Here is a 22,683-nt window from a genome sequence, read left to right as displayed (position 1 = left end):
CCTCGACCCGCGCCCCGGACCCGCGTCTTCGGGCACCTCACCCCATCGCTCAGCCCGCGACGATCCCCTCGCCACCGACGGCACCCGGCACCACGACCGACCCGATCGAGGTGAGCGACCCGTTCCCGTTGACCCGGAACTCGTCCACGATGCCCTTGGCACCGGTCTGGACGTAGAGGTACCGCCCGTCCGAGGAGGCCGCCGCGTCCACCGTGCCGGCGTCGGTGGCCGTGTTGCCCAGCGCGGTCAACTTGCCCTGGGGGCCCACCCGGTAGCCGGACAGCGTGCCGCTGGCCGCGTTGGAGGCGTACACGTGGCCTCCGGCGGTCACCGCCCAGCAGGTGGCGGTCTGGCCCGTCGGCACCGTGCCCTTCGCCGTCAACTTCCCGTCCCGGCCGACGACGAAGGTGCCGACCGAGTTCGTCCCGGCCTCCGTCACGTGGATCCGCCCGGCGGAGTCGAAGTCGAAGCCGAACGGCACGGCCCCCGGGAGCGAGGTCACCACCGGCTTGGCGGACGGTCCGCCGTGGCTGCCGTACCCGCCGACCGGGAAGACGTCGATGCTCTGCCCCGAGGCCTTGGTGGTGACCACGAGCTTCGAACCGTCGGGCGTGAAGGCGATCTGCCCGACGGCCGAGGCGGCCGCGTCCAGACCGAGCTCGCGGTGCCAGGCGGGGACCTTCACCAGCCGCTCGCCGGTCCGCACGAAGCCCTGCACGGAACCGCCGCCCAGCGCGTTGGCGACGTAGACCTGGTTGCCGTGGAAGGTGACGCTGACCGGGAACTTCCCGCCGCTGGAGATCTCCTGGACCCGCCGCAGGTCGGTGCCGTGCACGGCGAAGACGGTCACGGTGTCGCTGCCCGCATTGACGGCGTAGAGCAGGTGGTGGCGCCGGTCGTAGGCGAGCGACCCCTGCGAGGCCAGGTGGTCCACGACGGTGCCGGCCAGCACACCGCCCCTGCCCCCGGTGCGGTGGACGCCCTTCTGATGCAGAGTGCCGTCGGCGGCACGCTCGTAGGCGACGACGGTGTTCGCGGTCGTGTCGTCGGTCTGCACGAACACGGTGGAACCTCCGGCGCCACTGGCGGCGCTGGCGGAGGGAGCGGCGAAGAGCGCGGCGGCGGCGATGGCGACAGCGCCCACACCTGTCGTGCGGACGATGCGGGCGGCACGAGCCTTGGCGAGAGTCATGAGTGAGTACTCCTCGGTGCGAAATGCGAAAGCAGAAGCCGGCACGCTCATCGCCGGACGACTGCAACGCTAGGCCTCACTCAAGGCATATAAGCGGGCAAATGACCCACAAGAAGCCCGACGTCCGGGCTTCGTAAGAATCACCGCCAACTCCGCACCGCCGCACACCACTTCACCGCAGCGCACAACTCCACCGCGGCGCACCACTTCGCTAGAACGTAAGCACCCCCCGAGCCACCCGCCCCGCCTCCGCGTCGGCCCGCGCCTTCTCGAAGTCCTCGACCGGATACGTCTCCGTCACCAGCTCGTCCAGCAGCAACCGCCCGGCCCGGTACAACTCGGCGTACAGCGCGATGTCCCGCTGCGGCCGCGAGGACCCGTACCGGCACCCGAGGATGGACTTGTCCAGGTACATCGACGAGACGAGGAAGGACGCCTCGGCGCTCGCCGGCGGCACCCCCAGCACCACCGCCTGCCCGTGCCGGTCCAGCAGGTCGATCGCCTGCCGGATCAACTCGACCCGCCCGACACACTCGAAGGCATGGTCGGCCCCGGTCGGCAGCAGGTCCTTCACGCCCTCCGTCGACGTCAGGAAGTCCGTCGCCCCGAACTGCCGGGCCACCGCCTCCTTCGCCGGGTTCGCGTCCACGGCGACGATCCGCAACGCCCCCGCGATCCGGGCGCCTTGGATGACGTTGAGCCCGATGCCACCGGTGCCGATGACGAGCACCGACTCGCCCCGGTCCACCTTGGCCCGATTGAGCACGGCCCCCACACCGGTCAGCACACCGCACCCGATCAACGCGGCGGACGGCAGCGGAATGTCCTTGGGGATACGGACCACCTGTACGGCCTTCACCACGGTCCGTTCCGCGAAGGCCGAGTTGGACGCGAACTGGTACACCGACCGCCCGCCCTGCGTGAACGGCTTCCCCGGCCGCCCGATCGCCTGTCGGCACATGGTCGGCCGCCCCCGGTCGCACTGGGCGCAGGTACCGCAGTTGGCGAGCGTGGACAGCGACACATGATCGCCGGCCGCCACATGTGTGACCCCCGCGCCCACGGCCTCCACCACGCCGGCCCCCTCGTGCCCGAGCACCACCGGCACGGGAAAGGGAATCGTCCCGTCGATCACGGACAGATCGCTGTGGCACAACCCCGCCGCCGAGATCGCGACCAGCACCTCGCCGGGTCCCGGATCCCGTACGACGAGGTCGTCCACGACCTCCACCTGCTTGCCGTCGAACACCACACCGCGCATCACACGACCCCCTTGGGCTCTCTCGGCAGACCGAGCACCCGCTCGGCGATGATGGTGCGCTGGATCTGATCCGAGCCGCCGTAGATCGTGTCGGCCCGCGAGAACAGGAACTGCCGCTGCGAGACATCGAGTTCGTACGGCGCCGCCGCCGACCAGTCCCCCGGCCCGACGGTCGCCCCGGCCCCCCGTACGAGCATCGCGACCTCCCCCAGCCGCTGATGCCACCCCGCCCACAACAGCTTGGCCACGCTGGGCGCCCCGGCGTCCCCTGAACTCCCCAGCGTCCGCAGGGCGTTCCACCGCATCACCCGCAACTCGCCCCACAGCCGCAGCAACCGCTCCCGCACGACGGCATCCCGCACCGCCCCGCTCTCCACGGCCTCCCGCACCACCCGCCCCAACTCCTCCGCGAACCCGACCTGTTGGGCCAGCGTGGACACCCCCCGCTCGAACCCGAGCAGACTCATGGCGACCTTCCAGCCACCCCCCTCACCCCCCACGACATGCTCGGCCCGAGCCACCGCCCCATCAAAGAACACCTCGTTGAATTCGCTCGTCCCGGTCATCTGCCGAATGGGCCGCACCTCGATCCGCCCGGGCTGGTCCATGGGCACGAGCAGAAAAGTCAGCCCGTGATGCCGCACAGACCCCACCTCGGTCCGCGCGAGCACAAAACACCAGTCGGCCTCATGCGCGAGCGAGGTCCAGATCTTCTGCCCGGTGACGCGAAACCCGCCGTCCCGATCCCGCTCACCCCGAGTCCGCACCCCCGCCAGATCCGACCCGGCCCCCGGCTCGCTGTACCCCTGACACCACAACTCGTCCCCCGCCGCGACGGCCGGCAGAAACCGCCCCTTCTGCTCCTCACTGCCATGAGCAAGAAGAGTCGGCCCCAACAAATTCTCCCCAATATGCCCGGACCGAGGCGCCGCCCCCGACCGCGCATATTCCTCGGCCCAGGCAACCTGCTGAGTCAGCCCGGCAACCCGATTCCCATATCCGGCCTCGGACCAACCGAGCCCGATCCACCCAGCTTTACCAAGCTCCCGCTCCCAGTCCCGACGCTCCTGTCCCACATCGACATGCTCAGCAAGCCAAGCCCGGGCCTCAACCCGAAACGCCTCATCCTCACCACTGAACCCAAACTCCACGAGGGTCTCCTCAAAACGCCGGTCGGATCGGGCAACTCAGGGGCGCGGGGAACTGCGCGACCAGCCACAACAAACCCGCACCCGCCACCGAACAACACCCCCCGAGTCATTAGGCGTTGGGCCGATCTCCACCCCGCGCAGCCTTCTCCATCGCGGACAACTGCAAAAGCATCGGCATCGGATCCACCCCAACAGACCCAGGCAGAAACTCCGCAATCTTTTCCGGCGTCCAAGACCCACCCTCGGCATACGCAGCGCGAAGCTCCCGCGGCTGTGCCCACACCGCAATCTTCGCCCCCGCCACCGTATAAACCTGCCCAGTCACTTCCGCAGCCCGCTCGGACAACAGATAAACGACAAGCGCCGCCACATCCTCCGGCTCCCCCATCTCCGCCAACTCCACAGGAACGTTGGCAGACATCCGCGTACGCGCCACAGGGGCCACCGCATTGGCCCGCACCCCATACTTGTGCAGCCCAAGCGCAGCACTCCGCACCAGCGAAATGATCCCGCCCTTCGCCGCGCTGTAATTCGCCTGCGAAACGGACCCCTGATGATTCCCGCTGGTGAACCCGATCAGAACCCCCGCCCGCTGCTGCCGCATCACCGCTGAAGCCGCCCGGAAAACGGTGAACGTGCCCTTCAGATGCGTGGCGATCACCGGATCCCACTCTTCCTCGGACATGTTGAACAACATCCGCTCGCGCAGAATCCCGGCGACGCACACGACCCCGTCGAGCCGCCCGTACGACGCGAGCGCGACGTCCACGACCCGCTGCCCGCCCGCCATCGTGGAGATGTCGTCGGCGACCGCGACAGCCTCGCCGCCCGCCGCCTCGATCTCCTTCACCACCGCGGAGGCGATCTCGCTCGCGGGGGACGCGCCGTCCACGGAGACGCCGTAGTCGTTCACGACGACCTTCGCCCCCTCGGCCGCCGCGGCCAGCGCGACCGCCCGTCCGATGCCCCGCCCGGCACCGGTCACGGCGACGACCTTGCCTGCCAAGAAGTTCCCCACGCCGGCCCCTTCCCGCGGTTTCTGACGGACCGTTAGATTTTATGTCGCGTCCGACGCACGGACACAAGCCCCGGGGAGGAACCGGATGTCACTGCCTGCCGAGTTCCACGACATAGCCAAGCGCGTGAACAACTGGGGCCGTTGGGGACCGGACGACGAGATCGGCACCCTCAACCTGATCACCGACGAGGTCGTACGGGAGGCCGCCGCGAGCGTCCGCACCGGCCGCCGCATCCCCCTCGCCCTCCCCCTCAAGCAGGACGGCGTGCAGACCGGCATGATCCCGGGCCGCGTCAATCCGCTGCACGCGATGGTGCAGATCAACCAGGAGCTGTTCGGCCCCGGCACGATCGCGTGCAGCGACGACGCCGTGACGATGGGCCTGCAGGCGGGCACCCACTGGGACGCGCTGACCCACGTCTCGCACTCGGGCCAGCTCTACAACGGCCGCCCCGCCACCACCATCACCCCGCACGGCGGCGCCGAGTTCAGCGGCATCGACAAGGCGCGGCACATCGTCTCGCGGGGCGTGCTCCTTGACGTGGCCCGCGCACGCGGGGTGCGCCGACTGGAGGGCGGGCACGCGGTCACCCCGGAGGACCTGGAGGCCGCCGAGGAACTCGCCGGCACGCGCGTGCGCGCCGGCGACATCGTCCTCGTACGGACCGGGCAGGTGCAGGTCTATCTCGCCGGGAACAAGGAGGCGTACGGCTATCCCTCGCCCGGTCTGTCGGTCCGGACGCCGGAGTGGTTCCATGCGCGTGATGTCGCCGCCGTCGCCAATGACACGCTGACGTTCGAGATCTTTCCGCCCGAGATCGAGGATCTGTGGCTGCCCGTGCACGCGCTGGACCTGGTGGAGATGGGCATGCTGCAGGGCCAGAACTGGAATCTCGAAGAGTTGTCCACAGCCTGTGGAGAAGCGGGCCGGTACGCGTTCCTGCTGTCCGCGATGCCGGAGCCCTTCGTCGGCGCGACGGGCACTCCGGTCGCGCCGGTCGCCATCCTGTGAACGACTCACGAGACCGACGGGAGAGCCATCGGCCGGCGGCGCGCCTACCCCCACCCCTCGATCGCGCCGCCGGCCCGACTCCGGCGTTCCCGCCCGACGCCGAACCACGACCCACACTCGCCGAGGGCTCCCCGTCACGAAACCCTCGCCGTCCCCTCGCGGCGAATCGCTGACCACCAGCGTGATCAGCCGGTCACGACGCGTCAACAGCACTACGGGGATATGTCAGTTACGCCCTCTTTGCCGTGGGCGCGCACAGAAGCACGTCCCGGCGCATCGCCTCACCCCGGGGGTCACACGACGTCGAAAGCCAGCACCTCGTACGTCGATACGCCACCGCCGTACGCCGTCGCGGTCTCCCGGGGCTCGGTACATCGGTCGAGCTCGCACCAGATGCGCTTGCCGCCGCCCTCAGGGCTCCAGCCCCAACGGTCGGCCAGTCCGTCGACGAGGGCCAGGCCCCGGCCGCCGGTCGCGTCGCCGTCCACGCAGCGGGGCACCGGGGCCCGGTCGCTGGTGTCGGCCACCTCCAGGCGGACGGTGGCCGAGTCGGCGGCGGCCAGGGGCAGCGACAGCCGCAGGACGGCCGGACAGCCGGTGTGCACCACGGCGTTGGTGACCAGCTCGGAGACGAGCAGGACCAACGTCTCGGCGAGCGACTCGTCGGCCGCTATGCCGGACCCCGCCAGGCGGGAACGTGCCCAGCGCCGGGCGCGCCCCACCTCGGCGGGGTCGGGCCGGATCTCCAGCTGCACTTGAAGCACCTGCACCGCTCACACCATCCGAACCGGCGGACACATGACCCCGCGCCACGCACGCGCCGCGACGAGGGCCACGATCGTAGCCATTTTCTGCATGGCCAGAACAATGGCCAGAACAGTGGCCAGAGCAAGGGTCACGGAACGTGAATCCCTTGCGAGACAGCATGGTTGACGTTCCGTCACCCCAACAAGCGCTTCGGGCATATTCCAGCGCGAAGGAGTACCCGTGCGGCATACTGTGCGACGCTCGCCATAAGGAGTCGAACAGGCGGGGGTGTCGACCTCTCCCGCCTCGCGAGCAGCGGCGCGCACCGCCCGGTCCGGAGTCGCCCCAGAGGCAACACCGGCATGGCTCATGCTCGGAACCACTCGCATCTCACACAAGGTACCGGAGCTGACACCCGACTCCGGGCCGTGACGAGTCACACATAGGACACAACCCGATATCAACGCTCTGTGATGTGTCCTGTGATAGGTGCATGCCACGATCCGCGACATGAAGTGGGAGCGGTCCCGCGGACGACCCGGCCCCAGCGCCTCAGGCCACCAGCTCCGCCGCGAGCAGTTCCTCGCACTCCGCGCCCCCGCCACCACGCTGTTCCCGCACCCACGCCCGCTTCAGATGCAGGTGCACCTCGGACTCCCAGGTGAAGCCCATGCCGCCGTGCACCTGGAGGCAGTCCCGGGCGCCCCGCACGGCGGCCTCGTCGGCGAGCAGCCGGGCCGCGGCGATGTCGGTCCGGTCGGCGGTCACGGCGGCCGCGTAGACGGCGGCCCGGGCCACCTCGGCCCGCACCAGCAGCCCCGCGCACAGGTGCTTGACCGCTTGGAAGGCGCCGATGGGCTGCCCGAACTGCTCGCGGGTCCGGGCGTGTTGCACCGCCAGCTCGCACACGCGTGTGGCGGTGCCGAGCTGCTCGGCGGCGGTGAGGAGCACGGCGACGGGGTCGGTACGCGCCGGGGCCGGCACCCGGTGCAACGGCGTCAACGGATCCACCGACCGCAGCGGCACGGCCCCCTCGGCCCCCGGCAACACGACATCGGCCTCGTCCAACCACTCCACGAGCCGCCCATCGGCAGCGGCGACCACGGTCTCTCCCGTGGCGGCCCCTGGCACCACTCCGGCGGCAAGGTGCGTAGCCACCAACGGCCCACACACCAGGGCGCGCCCGGTCTCCTCGAACGCCAACACGGCTTCGGCCAACCCGAGTCCGGCTCCTCCGTCACCTTCGGACAACCGCAGGGAAAAGAACCCGAGGTCCCCAAGGGCCCGCCACAGCCCCCGATCAAGACGGTGCTGAGAAACACCGTTCCCTGCATCGCCGTCCAGGGGCGCGGGGAACCGCGCGACCAGCCACGACGAACCCGCACCCGACCGCCGACCGATCACATCCCGCACAGCAGCCTGCAATGCCCTCTGCTCTCCCGTCAGTTGAAACCGCACCGCTCACCTCCCCTTCGGCAACCCAAGAATCCGCTCGGCCACGATGTTCCGCTGAATCTGCGAGGTGCCGGCCGCGATGGTGTACGAGAGCGACGACAACCGATCAAGCACCCAAGCCCGATCCAGATCCAGCGACTCCGCCCCCAGAACCTCCGCCGCCACGTCGTACAACTCCTGCCGCGCGTGCGAGTACCGCAACTTGAAGACCGAGCCGCCAACCCCCGGCACTCCCCCACTCGCCTCCGACTCACTCACGTTCCACTGCGTGAGCCGCCACAACGCCCGGAACTCCGCGTTCAACCGCCCCAGTTGCCGCCGCAGCACGGGATCGTCCCACCGCCCGTTCCGCCGCGCCTCATGGGCCAACTCACCCAACACCCGCCGACAGGCGACGACCTCACCCACGAAGGCCGTCCCGCGCTCGAACGACAGCGTCACCATCGTCACGCGCCACCCGTCGTTCTCGTCCCCCACCCGGTTGCCGACAGGCACCCGCACCTCGTCGAGGAACACCTCGGCGAACTCGGCGGACCCGGCGAGCGTCCGCAGCGGCCGTACGGTGATGCCCGCCGCGTCCATCGGCATCGCGAGCCAACTGATCCCCCGATGCTTCGGGACATCCGTATCCGTCCGCACCAACAGCTCGCACCAGTCGGCGACTTCCGCGTGCGAGGTCCAGATCTTGGAGCCGGTGACCACGTAGTCGTCACCGTCCCGCACCGCACGCGTGCGCAGGGCGGCGAGGTCGGAGCCGGCGCCCGGTTCGCTGAAGCCCTGGCACCAGACCTCCTCGCCGCGCAGGATCGGCGGCAGCCAGCGGTCCCGCTGCTCGGCCGTCCCCTCGGCGGCGATGGTCGGTCCGGCGTGCAGCAGCCCGACGAAGTTGGCGCCCACGTAGGGCGCGCCCGCCTGCTCGGTCTCCTCCAGGAAGATCAGGCGGGTGGTCGGGGACGCGTCCCAGTGGACGTCCGCGTACCCGGCGTCGTACAACATCCGCTGCCAGCCCAGGTCATGGGCGCGGCGGCCGGGCCAGTCGTCCGGGGACGGCTTCGGTCCGAGCGTCGGCAGCACCTTCGCCAGCCACTCCCGCAGCCGCGCGCGGAAGTCCTCCTCCTCGGGCGTGTACGAGAGGTCCATCAGCGGTCGAGGTCCAGGCCCAGCATGCGGATCGCGTTGCCCCGCATCAGCTTGTAGACCGTCTCCTCGTCGAGGCCCTTCACATGGTCGAGGGCGACCTCCTTGGTGTGCGGGAAGGTCGAGTCGACGTGCGGGTAGTCGGTCTCGAAGGTCGCGTTGTCCCGCCCCACCACGTCCAGCGAGGCGACCCCGTGCTTGTCGCGGAAGAAGCAGCAGAACATCTGGCGGTAGTAGTACGTCGACGGCGGGTCGGGGATGAGATCCCTTACCCCGCCCCACGCGCGGTGCTCCTCCCACACGTCGTCCGCGCGCTCCAGGGCGTACGGGATCCAGCCCATCTGGCCTTCTGAGTAGGCGAGTTTGAGGGTCGGGAACTTCACCAGGACCCCGCTGAAGAGGAAGTCCATCATCGAGGCCATCGCGTTGTTGAAGGAGAGCGAGGCCTGGACGGCGGGGGGCGCGTCCGGGGAGGCGGCGGGCATCTGGGAGCTGCTGCCGATGTGCATGTTGACGACCGTGCCGGTCTCCTGGCAGACCGCGAAGAACGGGTCCCAGTGGCCGGAGTGGATGGACGGCAGCCCCAGATACGTCGGAATCTCGCTGAAGGTCACCGCGCGGACCCCACGCGCCGCGTTGCGCCGGATCTCCTCGACCGCCAACTCGACGTCCCACAACGGGATCAGGCAGAGCGGGATGAGCCGGCCGCCGCTGTCCCCGCACCACTCCTCGACCATCCAGTCGTTGTAGGCGCGGACGCAGGCGAGGGCGACCTCCTTGTCGTGCGCCTCGGCGAAGGTCTGGCCGCAGAAGCGGGGGAAGGTCGGGAAGCAGAGGGAGCCCTCGACATGGTTGAGATCCATGTCCGCGAGCCGCGCCTTGGGGTCCCAGCAGCCGCGCCGCATCTCCGCGCGGGTGATGCCCTCCAGGGTCATCTCGTCGCGGTCGAAGCCGACGGCGGCGATGTTGCGCTTGTACGGGAACTTGAGGTCCTCGTAGATCCACCAGTCGGTGGGCGGGCCGTCCGGGTCCATCGTGATCTGGTACTTGCCTGCCACGTAGGCGAGTTCGCCGATGCCCGCGGTGAGCGGCTGGGGGCCGCGGTCCCGGTACTTCTTCGGCAGCCAGGTCTCGAAGAGGTGCGCGGGTTCGATCACGTGATCGTCGACGCTGATGATGCGGGGCAGTTCGGTGGCCATGGGTTCCCCTCCGCCGGGACGGTACTTATCTGATGACCCGTCAGATAGCATGTCACCTGACGAGTCGTCAGCCAAGGAGGGGGACCATGAACGAGACGCCGCACTCCCTGAGTTCCTCCCGCACCCTGTGGGAACTGGTCGTCCGCCGCGCCGAGTTGACCCCCGACCGGCCGGTCCTCCTCCAGGACGACCGCGCCCTGAGCTTCGGTGAGCTGCGCGACCGCTCCGAGCGGGTCGCGGCCGGCCTGTACGACATGGGCGTACGCCCCGGCACGGTGGTCGCCTGGCAGCTGCCCACCCGGATCGAGACGGCTCTGCTGTCCTTCGCGCTGGCCCGCCTGGGCGCCGTACAGACGCCGATCATCCCGTTCTACCGGGACCGCGAAGTCGCCTTCGCGCTACGGGAGTCGAAGGCGGAGTTCTTCGCCGTACCGGGCACCTGGCGCGGCTTCGACCACACGGCGCTGGCCCGCCGGCTCGGCGCCAAGGGGATCTTCGAGGCGTACGAGACCCTCCCGGACGGCGATCCGGACGTGCTCCCCCCGCCGCCCGCCGACGGCACCTCCGTGCGCTGGATCTACTGGACCTCCGGCACCACCTCCGACCCCAAGGGCGTGCTGCACACGGACCGTTCACTGCTCGCGGGCGGCTCGTGCCTCGCGCACGCGCTGCGCCTGACGGCGGACGACGTGGGCTCGATGGCCTTCCCGTTCGCGCACATCGCGGGGCCCGACTACACGGTGATGCTGCTGCTGTACGGCTTCCCGGCGGTGATGTTCGAGCAGTTCGCGCTGCCGGACGCGCTGGAGGGCTACCGCAAGCACGGGGTGACGGTGGCCGGCGGGTCGACCGCCTTCTACTCCATGTTCCTCGCCGAGCAGCGCAAACAGCCGGGGACGAAGGTCATTCCTTCGCTACGGCTGCTCGCGGGCGGTGGCGCTCCCAAGCCGCCGGAGGTCTACCACTCCGTCGTACGGGAGATGGGGGTGCAGCTCACCCACGGGTACGGCATGACCGAGGTCCCGATGATCACCATGGGCGACCCGGAGGACACGACCGAGAACCTCGCGACGACCGAGGGACGGCCGCCGGAGGGGATGGAGATACGGATCGCCGAGGGCGGGGAGGTGCGGCTGCGCGGGGAAGCCGTGTGCCAGGGGTACGTGGACCCGGCGCAGACGGCGGAAGCCTTCGACGCGGACGGGTTCCTGCGCACCGGGGACCTGGGGCGGGTGACCGACAGCGGGCATCTGATCCTCACCGGGCGGCTCAAGGACGTGATCATCCGCAAGGGCGAGAACATCTCCGCGAAGGAGATCGAGGATCTGCTGGCCGCGCATCCGGACGTCGGGGACGTGGCCGTCGTGGGACTGCCGGACGCGGAGCGCGGGGAGCGGGTGTGCGCGGTGGTCGAACAGCCGCCCGGGGCGAGCGAGTTGACCTTGTCCGCCGTGACGGCCTACCTGCGCGCGGAAGGGCTGTCCGTGCACAAGCTGCCGGAGCAGCTGGAGATCGTGGACGCCCTTCCGCGCAACGAGGCGCTGCGCAAGGTGCTCAAGTACAAGCTGCGGGAGCGCTATTCAGGGACCGTGAAGTAGCGGGCGAACGCGGGCACGATCTCGGCCTCGCCGATCTTGCCGTCGCCGTCGGTGTCGAGGCTGGCGGCGGCGACCTGGGCGATGTCCTCGCTCGCCCCGAGGGCCCGCAGGACGCGCGCCGTGTCGTCGACCGTGACCTCGCCGTCGCCGTCCGTGTCGGCGACCGCGAGGGCCGCGTGCAGGAAGGGGCGGGCGATCTCGGCGAAGCGGTCGGGGGTGTCGCGCAGGCGCTTGACCGCGCCGTTCACGAACTCGTCGCGCGTGATGCGCTGGTCGCCGTCCCGGTCCGCTATGCCGGCCATGCCCTGCCAGAACGCCTCCGCGCCGGCGTACAGCTCCTGGCCCTTGTCGGACCGGGCCGCCGTGCCGAACTCGGCGAGCAGCGCCTTGGCCGCCGTACTGAAGTCCGCCCGGTCGATGTAGCCGTTGCCGTCCTGGTCGAAGACGGCGAACCGGGCGGCGATCCTGCGCTCGTACTCGCTGCTGACCATGTCTTTTCGTGCCGCCTCACGTCACGTCGGGTGCATCGGTACGGAGCGTACGACGGCAAGGTGTCCCCGGGAGCGGGAAAGCGGCGCTTGTGCCAAGACCGGGGGAATTTTGGGGCAACGATGTGGCAAAGAACCGCCCGTGGGGGTGAGCCGGATCACGCCGACAGCGGGTCCGCCTCCGCCGTGACGGCCGAGTCCACGTCGACGTACACGTCGAAGAGCCGGCGGACGCCGAGGGCGCCCAGGACCCGGTTGACGTGCGAGCCGTCGGCCGCGCCGCGGGCCGGCAGTATCAGGCGCAGCCGGCCCTGGCAGGAGCGGATGAGACGGCGGGCGGCGATCAGCACGCCGACGCCGCTGGAGTCGCAGAAGAACACGTCGGAGAGGTCCAGGACCAGGCTGTGCCGGCCCTCGGCGACCGCGTCGTGCACCCGCTGGCGCAGCGCGGGCGAGGTCACCAGGTCCAGTTCGCCGGAGACCCGGAGCACGGTCCAGTCGCCCTGCTCGTCGTCGATCACGTAGAACGCCACCACCACGCCTTTCGCTCGCCGTCACCCCCGCAAACGGAAGCCTCACCTTCGCTTCCATGCAGCGCGGCTGCCCACCGGCCGTTCCCTGAAACACGGCAAGAGAAACGGGAAGCGAACGAAAGAGGCTTGTTTTAGTCGACTTCGATCCTGTTCGATCAGGTGTGGAACGGAAGATGAAGGTCCACTACCACCTGCGGCCCCTCAGGGGGCGCGCATTGCAACAAAGGGGCGTGCGCTCTCGGACGTGCCGACTACATTCGAGGTGACAGTGGACGCAGGCTGGGCACACACACGGTCAGGTGAGGGGGCCGCATGACGAAGAAGGACGCACCGCCCCGCTGGGACCGCAAGATGCAGCAGCGGCTCGCACGCGGTGAGGCGGCCGCCCTCGGCGAGCTCTACGACCGGTTCGCCTCCCTCGTGCACGGCCTGGCCCACCGCGTCCTCGGCGACGAGGTCGCGGCCGACGGCATCACCCGCGAGGTCTTCGCCCACGTCTGGGAACACCCCGAGAGCTACGACCCCAAGCAGGGCCCCCTGCGCTCCTGGGTCGCCGCCCTCACCCACCGCCTCGCCGTGCAGCGGCTGCGCGCCACCGAGACCGCCGCGCTGGCCGAGGACGGCGGCGGCTCCACCGAGGAACTGGAGCGCAAGGTGCGCCGCGCCGCCGTCGCCGCCCGTGCCGACTACATCGTCACGTCCATGCCCGCCCCGCTGCGGGCCGCCCTGGACCTCGCCTACTTCCAGCGCCGGGACTACCGCCAGACCGCCGTCGACCTCGGCGTCACCGAAGACGAGGCCCGACGCCGGCTCCGCCTGGGCCTCCAGCTCCTGTCCACCGCCCACGACGCCGGCACGGCCGCGGCTCCGCCCGGGTACGGGGGTGCGGTGTGAGCGACGCGTTCCGTTCCGACGACGGGAGCGAGGAGGAGCGGCCGGAGGATGACCGACAGCCCGGCCGCGGCGGCCCGACCAGGGGGAACGGCCCCGGTGGCCCGGCCGACGGCACCGGCGCCGACCGGTCCTCCTCGCCCGACCGCGCGCCCCGCATACCCACGCCCCGCGCCTCGGTCGAGGACGGCGAGCGGCCGCTGCCGACCCTGTCCGCCGAGGAGAACCCGCCCGTCCCGGCGACCCTCGTCCTGGCGCACCCCGTGCTGAAGTCGCTGCTCGGGGCGTGGGCACTGGCCGCGTGCTCGGCGGCGGAGGCCGTGGCCGTCGAGGAGCACCTCGGCGACTGCGGAAGCTGCGCCGAGGAGGCGCTGCGGCTGCGCGAGGCGGTCGGGCTGCTGCATCCGCCGGAGAGCCTCGACCTGGACCCGGCCCTGCGCACCCGCGTCCTGGAGAGCTGCCTGGACCGGCGCCCGCCGCGCATCCCGGTGCCCGAGTGGGCGGCCCCGTACGACGCCGAGACGGCCCGCCTGGACGCCCTGCTCCAGGACATAGGGGACGCCGAGTGGCACGCGCCCGTACGACTCCGCTGGTTCGACGGCGAACACCCCACGAGCCGTCGTACGACCGTCGCCGGGGTCATCGCCCACCTGCTGTCCGTCGACGGTCTGGTCGCGCTCGCGCTCGGCCTCGACGACCCGCTGGCCGACGTGAAGGCGCCCACGCGGGCGCCGGCGGTCCGTACGGAGACGTACTGGCAGACCTCGCACTTCCCGCCCACGCGGTCCGTCCGGACGCCGTGGCGGGAGCAGAGCCACGACCTGGTCCGCACGGTGTCCTTCGCGGGCGGCTCCGACTCCGGCTCGGCCAAACTCGCCGTCTCCTACGGGGACTTCTCGCTGCCGCTGCATGACGCGATGCTCGACCGGGCGTTTGAGTGCTGGGTCCACGCGGAGGACATCGCCGAGGCGGTGGACTATCCCTACGGGCCGCCGTCCGGGCGGCACCTGAACCGGATGATCGACCTTGCGGCGCGGATGCTGCCGGTCGCCCTCGCGGCGAGGCGTCCCTCGGGTGGCGCGGGGAAGGTCGGTCGGACGCTGAGGTTGGAGATCGAGGGGTCGGGGGGTGGGGAGTGGTTGATCCCGCTCGATGGCCCGCTCGGCTCCGCGGTGGGCTCCGCCGGGGAGGAAGTGGCTCATATCGCGTTGGACGGGGTGGAGTTCTGCCACCTCGCGGCGGGGCACGTGCCTCCGGCGGAGGCGGCGGCTGGGCAGCTCGGGGATCGTGAGGCGATCAGGGATGTGTTGTTCGCGGCTGCGTCGTTGAGCCGGATGTAGGGGGGCGGCTGCGGGTAGTTCGTGGCTGGTCGCGCAGTTCCCCGCGCCCCTTAAGAGGCCTTTTAGGGGCGCGGGGAACTGCGCGAACCGCCCCCACACACCCGCAGCCGCCCTCGAACCAGAAGGATCGAGCTCCTAGGCGAACACAACCGTCCGCCGGCCGTTCAGCAGAATACGACGCTCGGCGTGCCACTTGACCGCCCGCGCCAGCGCACCGCACTCCACATCCCGCCCCACCGCCACCAACTGGTCCGGCGTCACCTCGTGCCCGACCCGTTCGACTTCCTGCTCGATGATCGGGCCCTCATCAAGATCCGCGGTCACGTAGTGCGCCGTCGCCCCGATCAGCTTCACGCCCCGCGCATGCGCCTGGTGATACGGCTTCGCGCCCTTGAAGCTCGGCAGGAAGGAGTGGTGGATGTTGATGATCTGCCCGTTGAGCTGCTTGCAGAGGTCGTCCGACAGCACCTGCATATAGCGGGCGAGCACGACCAGTTCGACGTTCTGCTCACGCACCAGCGCCAGCAGCCGCGCCTCCGCGTCCGCCTTGGTGTCCTTGGTGACGGGGATGTGGTGGAAGGGGATGTTGTACGACCCCACCAGCTCCGCGAAGTCCGTGTGGTTGGAGACGACCGCCGCGATCTCCACCGGCAGGGCTCCCGTGCGGGCCCGGAACAGCAGGTCGTTTAGGCAGTGCCCGAACTTGCTGACCATGAGGACGATGCGCATCTTCTCGTCGGCGCGGTTGAGCTGCCAGTCCATGTGGAAGGAGTCGCCGATCGCGGCGAAGCTGGCCCGCAGTTTGTCCACCGTCACTGGGGGTACCTCCCGCGCTTTCGGCTGTGGGGGAGCCTCGGCCGAGAAGTGGACGCGCATGAAGAACAGACCCGTGTCGTGGTCGCCGAACTGCTGGCTGTCCTCGATGTTGCAGCCGGTCATGAAGAGATAGCTCGACACGGCGTGCACGATGCCCTGTTTGTCGGGGCACGAGAGGGTGAGGACGTACTGCTCGGACGCGACCGTCGCTCGGCTGGACTGCTCATTCATGCAGGACAGGGTCCCACACCTGGCCGAACCCTCAGCCGAGCCGTCCGCTACGCGGACCTCGTCATGATCCGCAGCACCTCCAGCGTGCGCGGCGGTACGTCCGGGTCGTCGCCGTCGGCCACCGCCAGCCGTACGTGCGCGTCCCGCGCCGCCCGTACCGCGTCCGGCCAGGCCTGGTGCTCGACGTACGCCGAGACATGGGCGTCCGGTCCGACCTGGTGCATGATCCGCAGCACCCGGAGCACGGCGGTGTCGACGAGGGCCGCTTCCTGGGAGTCCCGGAAGATCGTGCCGACGTACTTCTCGGCGGACCAGTTGTCGAGCCAGGTGTCCTCGACCAGGCGGTACACGGCGTCGGTGACGTCACCGTATCCGTCGACACCGGCGAGCCAGACGTTCTGCTGGAAGGCCGGGTCGGAGAGCATGTGCAGCGCGGAGCGCACATTGCTGCGCCAGCGCCACCACGGCATGTCGTTCTGTGGCATGTCGCCCATGGTGGATGAGCGACGGCCGCGACGGGAAGAGTTCTCCGAACCTTGCACGGTCACCGATCGTACGTTCTTACCGCGCGGCCCCTCGCCGCCCCCCGTAATTCACCTCCAGGTCACCGATCGCTAACCCTGGGTCACCCGTGCATTGGCGGGGTCCCGGAAGCGTGTGCGTACATGACCGGCAGTCGACGCACCCGCAGCACCTTCCTCCCCAGGTTCACCGGGGCCGGCACGAGAACCGCCCGCGCGGCGGGGGCCCTGGTCGCGTGTACGTCGCTCGCCGTCGGCTGCGGGGTCATCCCCGGCACCGCCGCGGCCGGGGACGACTCGATCACCGTCATGACCTGGGCGCCCTCGGACACGAAGGCGACCAACAAGCCCGGCATGCCCGCCTTCGCGCAGGCCTACGCCCGCTGGATCAACTCCAAGGGCGGGATCAACGGCCGCAAGCTCAAGGTCCTCACCTGCAACGAGCACAACGACAGCGTGGCCGCCGCGAAGTGCGCCCGGATCGCCGTCAAGCGCAACGTCGTCGCGGTCGTCGGCTCCTACAGCCAGTACGGCGACTCCTACCTGCCCACTCTTGAGGGCGCCGGCATCCCCTACATAGGCGGCTACGGCATCACCAACTCGGAGTTCACCAGCCCGCTGTCCTACCCGGTCAACGGCGGCCAGCCGGCCCTGCTGGCCGGTCTCGGCAAGGAACTGGCCGCCGGCTGCGGTCCCGTGGTGCTGATGCGGCCCGACACCATCGCGGGCGACGAACTGGCCCCCATGCTCGACTCGGGCCTGACGTGGAACAAGCACGCGGTCGCGATCGACCTACGCGCGGCGGACGACACCACCGAGTACTCGACGCCGGCCGAGCGGGCCCTGGAAGCGGCGAGCGACGACCCCGAGAAGAAGGGGTGCGTGATACCCACGCTCGGGGACCGGACCGGCACCTTCATGGACTCCTTCCGGCGCGCCCGCGACCAGTACCCCGCCGTGAGCACCGCGGCCACGCTCGGCAACGTGGACCAGACGGTGATCAACGAGTCGGGCGGGGCGTCGAGTCCGTACGAAGGGTCGTACATCACCGGCTGGTACCCGGCGGCCACCGACAGGCTCTGGGACCCGATGAAGAAGGTCATCAGCGAAGAGGCCTTCGGTGACAACCGCATCGACGCGGCGGACGCCGGGGTGCAGACGACCTGGATCGCGTACACCGTCCTCAAGACGGTCATCGAGTCCCTGGACGGCGGCGAGGTGACCGCGGAAACCGTCCGCCGGGCCCTGAACAACGGGCTGGAGGTGGAGACGGGCGGACTCACGCCGACGCTGAAGTGGGGCTTCCAGGGGAAGCTCGCCACGATCGGCTTCTCCCGCATGGTCAACGCCGACGTGACCCTCCAGGTGGTCCGCAAGGGTCAACTCGTCGCGGCCCGCAAGGGTTTCCTCGACGTCACGAAGACCCTGCAGACCGCCGAGGTGAACTGACCCTCCCGGGCGGCCTGTTGCTACAGCTGGGTGGGCTGGCGCTGGGTCAGGCCGTACGTCTTCGCGATCGCGTTCCACAGCTGCGCGGCCTTGGCCTTCTGGGCGCTGGCGGTGCCGCTGTCCCGGTTGCCCGCCGCCGTCTGGCCGGTGGAGCGGGCCTGGCCCTTGCGGCAGCCCTTCTTGCCGGCGGTCTGGTCGGCCCAGGCCGCGTAGTGGTTGTCGGCCGACGCGGACGCCTGCCAGGCCTGGGTGAGCGCGGTGGTCAGCGCGCTGTGGTCCGCCAGCTTGTCGACGGACAGACCGGAGAGCCGGGTGACCAGCTGGGTGCGCTGCTTGGCCGCGTCCCGCAGGTTCGAGGCGGCCTGGCCCAGGTTGTCGCAGCTCTTCACGTCGGCGACGGCCTTGATCACCGAGGCCCGGCTGTCACCGCTGTCGGACAGCAGCTTGTCCAGGGCGACCGCCTGCGCCTTCGCCGGGTCGGCGGCCGGTGAGCCGGAGCCGTCGTCGGTCACGGGTGCCGTCGCGGAGACGGTCTGGTTGTTGTCCTTGGAGTCGTCGCTCCCGCCGCCCCCGAGGAGCGCGCCCGCCCCGACGCCGAGCACGACGATGCCGATGCCCACGGCGGCGATGAGCGGCACACGGGAGCGCGAACGCCCGCCGCCACGGCCCGAGTCCTGCGGCTCGTGGCCGTTGTTCTGCCCGTACCCGTTCTGAGGCGGCTGCTGGCCGTAACCCGGACCGCCGGCCTGCGGGTACGGCTGCGCCTGGGGCTGCGCGAAGCGCGGGAGGTGCTGCGTTGCCGGCGCGGGCTGCGCGCCGCCGGGTCCGCTGCGGAAGAGGTTGTCGAACTCGGCGGGCGGCTGCCGCTCGCCGTACGCGGCGCCGGGGTGCTGGTCGGTCACCGGCGGGATGTACTGCGTGGCCTCGGCGTCGGGGCCCGCGGCGGGCGGCAACGGACCGGGCCCGGCCTGCGCCGCCGTCTGCGGCGGCCGTCCCAGGAAGTGCGTCTGCTCACCCTGCGCGGGCCCGCCCACCTCGGGCGGCAGCGCGCCGGGCCCCACCGGGGGCAGGAGCTGGGTCGCACCTTCGTTGTTCAGGGGCGCGGCGGGTACCGGCGGGATGAACTGCGTGGCGCCCTCGTCCCCACCGGGTGCGCCCGCGGCGGGCACGGGCGGGATGAGCTGGGTGGCTCCCTCGTCGACGGCGGGCGGGAGCGGGGAGGCGAAGGCACCGGGAGCGGACGGGACCACGGCGGAACCGGGCTCCGGAGTGCCGTACGGGCCGTTCACGATCGGCGGCAGGGGCGCGCTCGGGGTCGAGGCGCCGTAGCCGTCGGTGCCGTAGGCGTCCGGGGCGGGGGTGTCCCAGGTCTGGTCCGGCGGGGCCGGCCAGCTCTGGTCCTGCGCCGGGGGCTGGGGCTGGGGCTGGGGCTGGTCGGGGCCCCAGGGCGTGCCCCAGGCCTGGCCGCTGGGCGGGGCCGAGGCCGGTATCGGCCCGTTCGACTGCTGGCCACCGCTGTAGGAGCCGTTCTGCTGACCGCCGTACGGGCCGGGCTGCTGCCCCGGGTAGGGGCCGCTCTGCTGGTCACCGTAGGTCCCGGCGTGCTGCTCGCCGTAGGAACCGCCCGGCTCGGCGCCGTAGGCCCCGGTCTGGCGGTCGCCGTACTGGCCGGTGGGCTGCTGACCGGCGTACGAGCCGCCCTGGTGGCCGCCGTACGGGCCGGGCTGCTGATCGCCGCCGTAGGAACCGCCGGACTGGGCGCCGTACGACGTGCCGGGCTCGGCTCCGTAGGAACCGCCCGGCTGAGCGCCGTAGGAGCCGTCCTGCTGGGCGGCGCCGTAGGCCGGCCCCTCCTGCTGGGTGCCGTAGGTCCCGTCCTGTCGGCCGCCGTAGGAGCCGGCGCGTGGGCCCGGTGGGACAGGGGTCGCCCTGCCCGCCATGCCCGGGAGCAAGGGCTCTCCGCCGTCGGAGGGCAGCACGATGCCTTCGCGCGGCTGCCGCGCCGAGGGCTCCTCGCCCTGTCCACTCTGCGTCACCGGGACTCCTACGAATGGGGGACCTTCGGAATCATCGGCTCACGCTACCGGGTCCCCCGAGCCGGGTGCCACGCAGCTCAGGCCTCAACCTCCTTACCTGTGACAGCACTAACAGCGGACCTGTACAGGCCGTGGCGTCTGTCCACCCGCTGCTCGCTCCTGCGCGTCAACCGGCCGTTCCCCGCGTATTCACGCAGCGGCCGGTCCCGCGTCAACCTCCTTCACGCCGCCGCCTGCAGCTCCATCCGGGCCCCGAACTCCCGTACCACCGGCTCTTCCTGGTACGGCTCCAGGCGCTGCTGGAAGTCCTCCAGGTACTCCGCGCCCCGGTTGGAGCGGACGGATTCGAGCAGTTCGACGGCCTTCAGGCCGGTGTTGCAGGCCTGTTCGATCTCCCGCTGCTGCACCTGCGCGGTGGCCAACAACACGTATCCGATGGCCCGTCGGCGTGCCTTCGACTCGGGAAGCCCGGCCAGCGCCTCCTCCGCGCGCCGGGCCGCCGCCTCGGCCTGGCCGAGGTCGCGGTGACAGTGCGCCAACTCGTCGGCCAGGTACGCCTCGTCGAAGTGCGTGATCCACGCCGGGTCGTCGCCGGACGCGGCATCCGCCGACTCCAGCGCCGAGACCGCCCGCCCGGACGCCGTCTGCGCCGCCCGCGCGTCGCCCATCAACGCGTGCCCCCGGGCCTCCGCCGCGTGGAACATCGCCTCCGCGCGCGGGGTCACCCGACCACGCGCCCCCTCCTGCGCCGCCCGCGCCAACTGCGCGATCTCCCGCGGGTTTCCGAGCTGCGCGGCGAGGTGGCTCATGGACGCGGCGAGGACGTACCCGCCGTAGCCGCGGTCGCCCGCCGCCTGGGCGAGCCGCAGCGCCTGGATGTAGTACCGCTGGGCCAGGCCCGGTTGGCCGGTGTCGATCGCCATGTACCCGGCCAGTTCGGTCAGTCGGGCCACCGCGGCGAACAGGTCGCGGCCGACCGCCTCCCGGTACGACCCGGCCAACAGGCCGGAGACGACGCTGTTGAGGTAGTGCACGACGACCGGGCGCACATGCCCGCTGCCGTACTGGTGGTCGAGGTCGACCAGCGCCTGGGTCATCGCGCGCACGGCCGCCACGTCGGACTGGCCCACGCGCGGTCCCGCCGAGCGGGCCACCTGCGAGTCCGGCGAGGAGATCAGCCAGTCGCGGCTGGGCTCGACCAGCGCGGACGCGGCGACCGAGGAGCCGGACAGGAAGTCCCGGCGCCCCACGTCACTGCGCCACAGCTCGCAGACCTGCTCGATGGCGCCCAGGACGGTCGGGGAGAACTGGAGCCCGACGCCGGAGGCGAGGTTCTTGCCGTTGGCCATGCCGATCTCGTCGATCGTGACCGTACGGCCGAGCTTGCGGCCCAGCGCCTCCGCGATGATCGCCGGCGCGCGGCCCCGCGGCTGCTGTCCGCGCAGCCAGCGGGCGACGGACGTCTTGTCGTAGCGCAGGTCGAGCCCGTGCTCCGCACCGCACATGTTGACCCGGCGGGCGAGCCCGGCGTTCGAGCACCCCGCCTCCTGGATGAGCGCCTGCAACCGTTCGTTCGGCTGTCGCGCGACGAGAGGCCTTGCGGCCATGGCGTAACCCCCTGCGAACCTCTGGAGCGAAAAGATCCGGCCGTGAAGATCAATGCCCCGCGGACATACCGACAATGCGAGACATGCGAGGATTGCCGGGGTAAAGGCATCAGCCGACCCCCCACTCCTGGCTACCCAGCCCACGCCGCGGTTCCTCCCGCGCGCCCCCTCACGTGCATCCATGCGCCCCAGTTGCGGAATCGATGCCCCTCCCCCGCGCGCGCTACGCCCGTAACTCCAGGTGGGTGCGGGAGTTGTGTTCACCGTGGAAGAGACGATCGCGGGCACCGAAGCCGCTCAGATTCCGAAGCAGCGCGGGGAATCGCTGCTGGAGACCGCCGTACGCTACGCCGAGGAGCGCCACTGGGACGTCTTCCCCGGCACCTGGCTGGAAGCCGTCGACGGGGTGCAGCGCTGCTCCTGCGGCGACGCCGCGTGCGCCGCCCCCGGCGCGCATCCGGCGCGTGAGGACTGGGCGACGCAGGCGACGGGCAGCGCGACCGTCGCCCGGCGGATGTGGCAGAAGCAGCCGACGGCTTCGATCCTGCTGCCCACGGGGCGGACCTTCGACGCGGTGTCCGTCCCGGAGACGGCGGGGTTCCTCGCGCTGGCCCGCATGGAGCGCATGGAGTTGACGCTGGGTCCTGTCACGTTGACGCCCGATCGTCGGATGCGGTTCTTTGTTCTGCCGGGTGCGTCGGTGAAGTTCCCGGAACTGGTGCGCAAGCTCGGCTGGTCTCCCTCGTCTCTTGATCTGACGGTGCTCGGAGAAGGGGCGTATGTGGCCGCGCCGCCCACGCGGTTCGGGTCCCGGGGCGCTGTGCAGTGGGCCTGCCGGCCGACTGCGGCCAATCGGTGGCTGCCTGATGCCGAGGAACTGGCGTCGCCGCTCGCCTATGCGTGTGGGCGGGATCGGTAGTTCGGCGGCTGCGGGTCTGTGGGGCTGGTCGCGCAGTTCCCCGCGCCCCTTTGGGTCGGACGCCTGGCCGTAGGGTTCTGCC

20 protein-coding genes are annotated in these 22,683 nt (G+C 70.8%); 6 read left to right on the top strand and 14 right to left on the bottom strand.

What is annotated here, in order from left to right:
* Positions 1-49: 49 nt before the first annotated feature.
* The 4 genes from ACIP6U_RS13780 to ACIP6U_RS13765 all read right to left on the bottom strand — a co-directional run bounded on the left by ACIP6U_RS13780 (position 50) and on the right by ACIP6U_RS13765 (position 4,622).
* Positions 50-1,192 carry a lactonase family protein gene (locus tag ACIP6U_RS13780; protein ID WP_401716127.1) on the bottom strand — a complete coding sequence of 381 codons (1,143 nt, stop codon included), beginning with the start codon at positions 1,190-1,192 and terminating at the stop codon, positions 50-52.
* 211 nt (positions 1,193-1,403) lie between these two features.
* On the bottom strand, positions 1,404-2,453 hold the full coding sequence (locus ACIP6U_RS13775) for a Zn-dependent alcohol dehydrogenase (RefSeq protein ID WP_401716124.1): 1,050 nt from the start codon (positions 2,451-2,453) through the stop codon (positions 1,404-1,406).
* Complete coding sequence (locus tag ACIP6U_RS13770; protein WP_401716121.1) at positions 2,453-3,604, bottom strand: acyl-CoA dehydrogenase family protein; 1,152 nt, start codon at positions 3,602-3,604, stop codon at positions 2,453-2,455. The genes ACIP6U_RS13775 and ACIP6U_RS13770 overlap by 1 nt, the downstream gene beginning before the upstream one ends.
* A 109-nt stretch (positions 3,605-3,713) precedes the next feature.
* Entirely contained in the window at positions 3,714-4,622 is a 909-nt protein-coding gene (locus ACIP6U_RS13765) for an SDR family oxidoreductase (RefSeq protein ID WP_401716119.1), read from the bottom strand.
* A gap of 85 nt (positions 4,623-4,707) precedes the next feature.
* Between ACIP6U_RS13765 and ACIP6U_RS13760 the strand changes: the two genes are divergently transcribed.
* Positions 4,708-5,634 carry a cyclase family protein gene (locus tag ACIP6U_RS13760; protein ID WP_401716116.1) on the top strand — a complete coding sequence of 309 codons (927 nt, stop codon included), beginning with the start codon at positions 4,708-4,710 and terminating at the stop codon, positions 5,632-5,634.
* Between the two features lie 293 nt (positions 5,635-5,927).
* Here the strand turns inward: ACIP6U_RS13760 and ACIP6U_RS13755 are convergent, their stop codons facing one another.
* From ACIP6U_RS13755 to ACIP6U_RS13740, 4 genes are all read right to left on the bottom strand, one after another.
* Positions 5,928-6,389, bottom strand: coding sequence for an ATP-binding protein (locus tag ACIP6U_RS13755; protein WP_401716978.1), 462 nt, complete (start codon positions 6,387-6,389; stop codon positions 5,928-5,930).
* A 544-nt stretch (positions 6,390-6,933) separates the two neighbouring features.
* Positions 6,934-7,839: an acyl-CoA dehydrogenase family protein gene (locus tag ACIP6U_RS13750; protein WP_401716114.1), complete on the bottom strand. Its 906-nt coding sequence runs from the start codon at positions 7,837-7,839 to the stop codon at positions 6,934-6,936.
* A 3-nt stretch (positions 7,840-7,842) separates the two neighbouring features.
* Positions 7,843-8,976 (bottom strand): acyl-CoA dehydrogenase family protein, encoded by a 1,134-nt coding sequence (locus ACIP6U_RS13745; protein ID WP_401716112.1) that lies wholly within the window; start codon positions 8,974-8,976, stop codon positions 7,843-7,845.
* Positions 8,976-10,172 (bottom strand): amidohydrolase family protein, encoded by a 1,197-nt coding sequence (locus ACIP6U_RS13740; protein ID WP_401716109.1) that lies wholly within the window; start codon positions 10,170-10,172, stop codon positions 8,976-8,978. The genes ACIP6U_RS13745 and ACIP6U_RS13740 overlap by 1 nt, the downstream gene beginning before the upstream one ends.
* Positions 10,173-10,258: 86 nt before the next feature.
* Between ACIP6U_RS13740 and ACIP6U_RS13735 the strand changes: the two genes are divergently transcribed.
* Positions 10,259-11,770 (top strand): class I adenylate-forming enzyme family protein, encoded by a 1,512-nt coding sequence (locus ACIP6U_RS13735; RefSeq protein WP_401716106.1) that lies wholly within the window; start codon positions 10,259-10,261, stop codon positions 11,768-11,770.
* On the opposite strand, the gene ACIP6U_RS13730 is transcribed toward ACIP6U_RS13735, so the two are convergent.
* Together ACIP6U_RS13730 and ACIP6U_RS13725 are read right to left on the bottom strand one after the other, a co-directional pair.
* Positions 11,749-12,261: an EF-hand domain-containing protein gene (locus ACIP6U_RS13730; protein WP_401716104.1), complete on the bottom strand. Its 513-nt coding sequence runs from the start codon at positions 12,259-12,261 to the stop codon at positions 11,749-11,751. The two genes, ACIP6U_RS13735 and ACIP6U_RS13730, sit on opposite strands and share 22 nt — an antisense overlap.
* A 155-nt stretch (positions 12,262-12,416) precedes the next feature.
* On the bottom strand, positions 12,417-12,797 hold the full coding sequence (locus tag ACIP6U_RS13725) for an STAS domain-containing protein (protein ID WP_401716101.1): 381 nt from the start codon (positions 12,795-12,797) through the stop codon (positions 12,417-12,419).
* Positions 12,798-13,103: 306 nt separating this feature from the next.
* On the opposite strand from ACIP6U_RS13725, the gene ACIP6U_RS13720 reads away from it, so the two are divergent.
* Entirely contained in the window at positions 13,104-13,685 is a 582-nt protein-coding gene (locus ACIP6U_RS13720; protein WP_401716098.1) for a sigma-70 family RNA polymerase sigma factor, read from the top strand.
* Positions 13,682-15,022, top strand: a complete 1,341-nt coding sequence (locus tag ACIP6U_RS13715; protein WP_401716095.1) for a zf-HC2 domain-containing protein — start codon at positions 13,682-13,684, stop codon at positions 15,020-15,022. Before ACIP6U_RS13720 ends, ACIP6U_RS13715 begins: the two co-directional genes overlap by 4 nt.
* Before the next feature lie 135 nt (positions 15,023-15,157).
* Here the strand turns inward: ACIP6U_RS13715 and purU are convergent, their stop codons facing one another.
* Positions 15,158-16,069, bottom strand: a complete 912-nt coding sequence (gene purU / locus ACIP6U_RS13710) for a formyltetrahydrofolate deformylase (RefSeq protein ID WP_401716092.1) — start codon at positions 16,067-16,069, stop codon at positions 15,158-15,160.
* 47 nt (positions 16,070-16,116) lie between these two features.
* Positions 16,117-16,617: a hypothetical protein gene (locus ACIP6U_RS13705; RefSeq protein ID WP_124004006.1), complete on the bottom strand. Its 501-nt coding sequence runs from the start codon at positions 16,615-16,617 to the stop codon at positions 16,117-16,119.
* A gap of 117 nt (positions 16,618-16,734) precedes the next feature.
* Here ACIP6U_RS13705 and ACIP6U_RS13700 point away from each other — a divergent pair, with 117 nt between their 5' ends.
* On the top strand, positions 16,735-18,039 hold the full coding sequence (locus tag ACIP6U_RS13700) for an ABC transporter substrate-binding protein (protein WP_401716089.1): 1,305 nt from the start codon (positions 16,735-16,737) through the stop codon (positions 18,037-18,039).
* 20 nt (positions 18,040-18,059) lie between these two features.
* On the opposite strand, the gene ACIP6U_RS13695 is transcribed toward ACIP6U_RS13700, so the two are convergent.
* Both ACIP6U_RS13695 and ACIP6U_RS13690 read right to left on the bottom strand, forming a co-directional pair.
* On the bottom strand, positions 18,060-20,075 hold the full coding sequence (locus ACIP6U_RS13695) for a hypothetical protein (protein ID WP_401716087.1): 2,016 nt from the start codon (positions 20,073-20,075) through the stop codon (positions 18,060-18,062).
* A gap of 221 nt (positions 20,076-20,296) precedes the next feature.
* Positions 20,297-21,682 carry a transcriptional regulator gene (locus tag ACIP6U_RS13690; RefSeq protein ID WP_401716085.1) on the bottom strand — a complete coding sequence of 462 codons (1,386 nt, stop codon included), beginning with the start codon at positions 21,680-21,682 and terminating at the stop codon, positions 20,297-20,299.
* 256 nt (positions 21,683-21,938) lie between these two features.
* Here ACIP6U_RS13690 and ACIP6U_RS13685 point away from each other — a divergent pair, with 256 nt between their 5' ends.
* Positions 21,939-22,601 carry a bifunctional DNA primase/polymerase gene (locus ACIP6U_RS13685; protein WP_401716082.1) on the top strand — a complete coding sequence of 221 codons (663 nt, stop codon included), beginning with the start codon at positions 21,939-21,941 and terminating at the stop codon, positions 22,599-22,601.
* Positions 22,602-22,683 lie beyond the last annotated feature (82 nt).

Source organism: Streptomyces sp. NPDC088794, assembly GCF_044750545.1.
GTDB lineage: Bacteria > Actinomycetota > Actinomycetes > Streptomycetales > Streptomycetaceae > Streptomyces.
This window is presented reverse-complemented; position numbering and strand designations above follow the sequence as displayed.

What these genes read in the sequence shown, in the direction of transcription:
- ACIP6U_RS13735 (WP_401716106.1), top strand. Translation starts at nt 10,259, where the DNA reads ATGAACGAGACGCCGCACTCCCTGAGTTCCTCCCGCACCCTGTGGGAA.
- ACIP6U_RS13775 (WP_401716124.1), bottom strand. Translation starts at nt 2,453, where the DNA reads ATGCGCGGTGTGGTGTTCGACGGCAAGCAGGTGGAGGTCGTGGACGAC.
- ACIP6U_RS13730 (WP_401716104.1), bottom strand. Translation starts at nt 12,261, where the DNA reads ATGGTCAGCAGCGAGTACGAGCGCAGGATCGCCGCCCGGTTCGCCGTC.
- ACIP6U_RS13745 (WP_401716112.1), bottom strand. Translation starts at nt 8,976, where the DNA reads ATGGACCTCTCGTACACGCCCGAGGAGGAGGACTTCCGCGCGCGGCTG.
- ACIP6U_RS13760 (WP_401716116.1), top strand. Translation starts at nt 4,708, where the DNA reads ATGTCACTGCCTGCCGAGTTCCACGACATAGCCAAGCGCGTGAACAAC.
- ACIP6U_RS13720 (WP_401716098.1), top strand. Translation starts at nt 13,104, where the DNA reads ATGACGAAGAAGGACGCACCGCCCCGCTGGGACCGCAAGATGCAGCAG.
- ACIP6U_RS13700 (WP_401716089.1), top strand. Translation starts at nt 16,735, where the DNA reads ATGACCGGCAGTCGACGCACCCGCAGCACCTTCCTCCCCAGGTTCACC.
- ACIP6U_RS13780 (WP_401716127.1), bottom strand. Translation starts at nt 1,192, where the DNA reads ATGACTCTCGCCAAGGCTCGTGCCGCCCGCATCGTCCGCACGACAGGT.
- ACIP6U_RS13690 (WP_401716085.1), bottom strand. Translation starts at nt 21,682, where the DNA reads ATGGCCGCAAGGCCTCTCGTCGCGCGACAGCCGAACGAACGGTTGCAG.
- ACIP6U_RS13740 (WP_401716109.1), bottom strand. Translation starts at nt 10,172, where the DNA reads ATGGCCACCGAACTGCCCCGCATCATCAGCGTCGACGATCACGTGATC.
- purU (WP_401716092.1), bottom strand. Translation starts at nt 16,069, where the DNA reads ATGAATGAGCAGTCCAGCCGAGCGACGGTCGCGTCCGAGCAGTACGTC.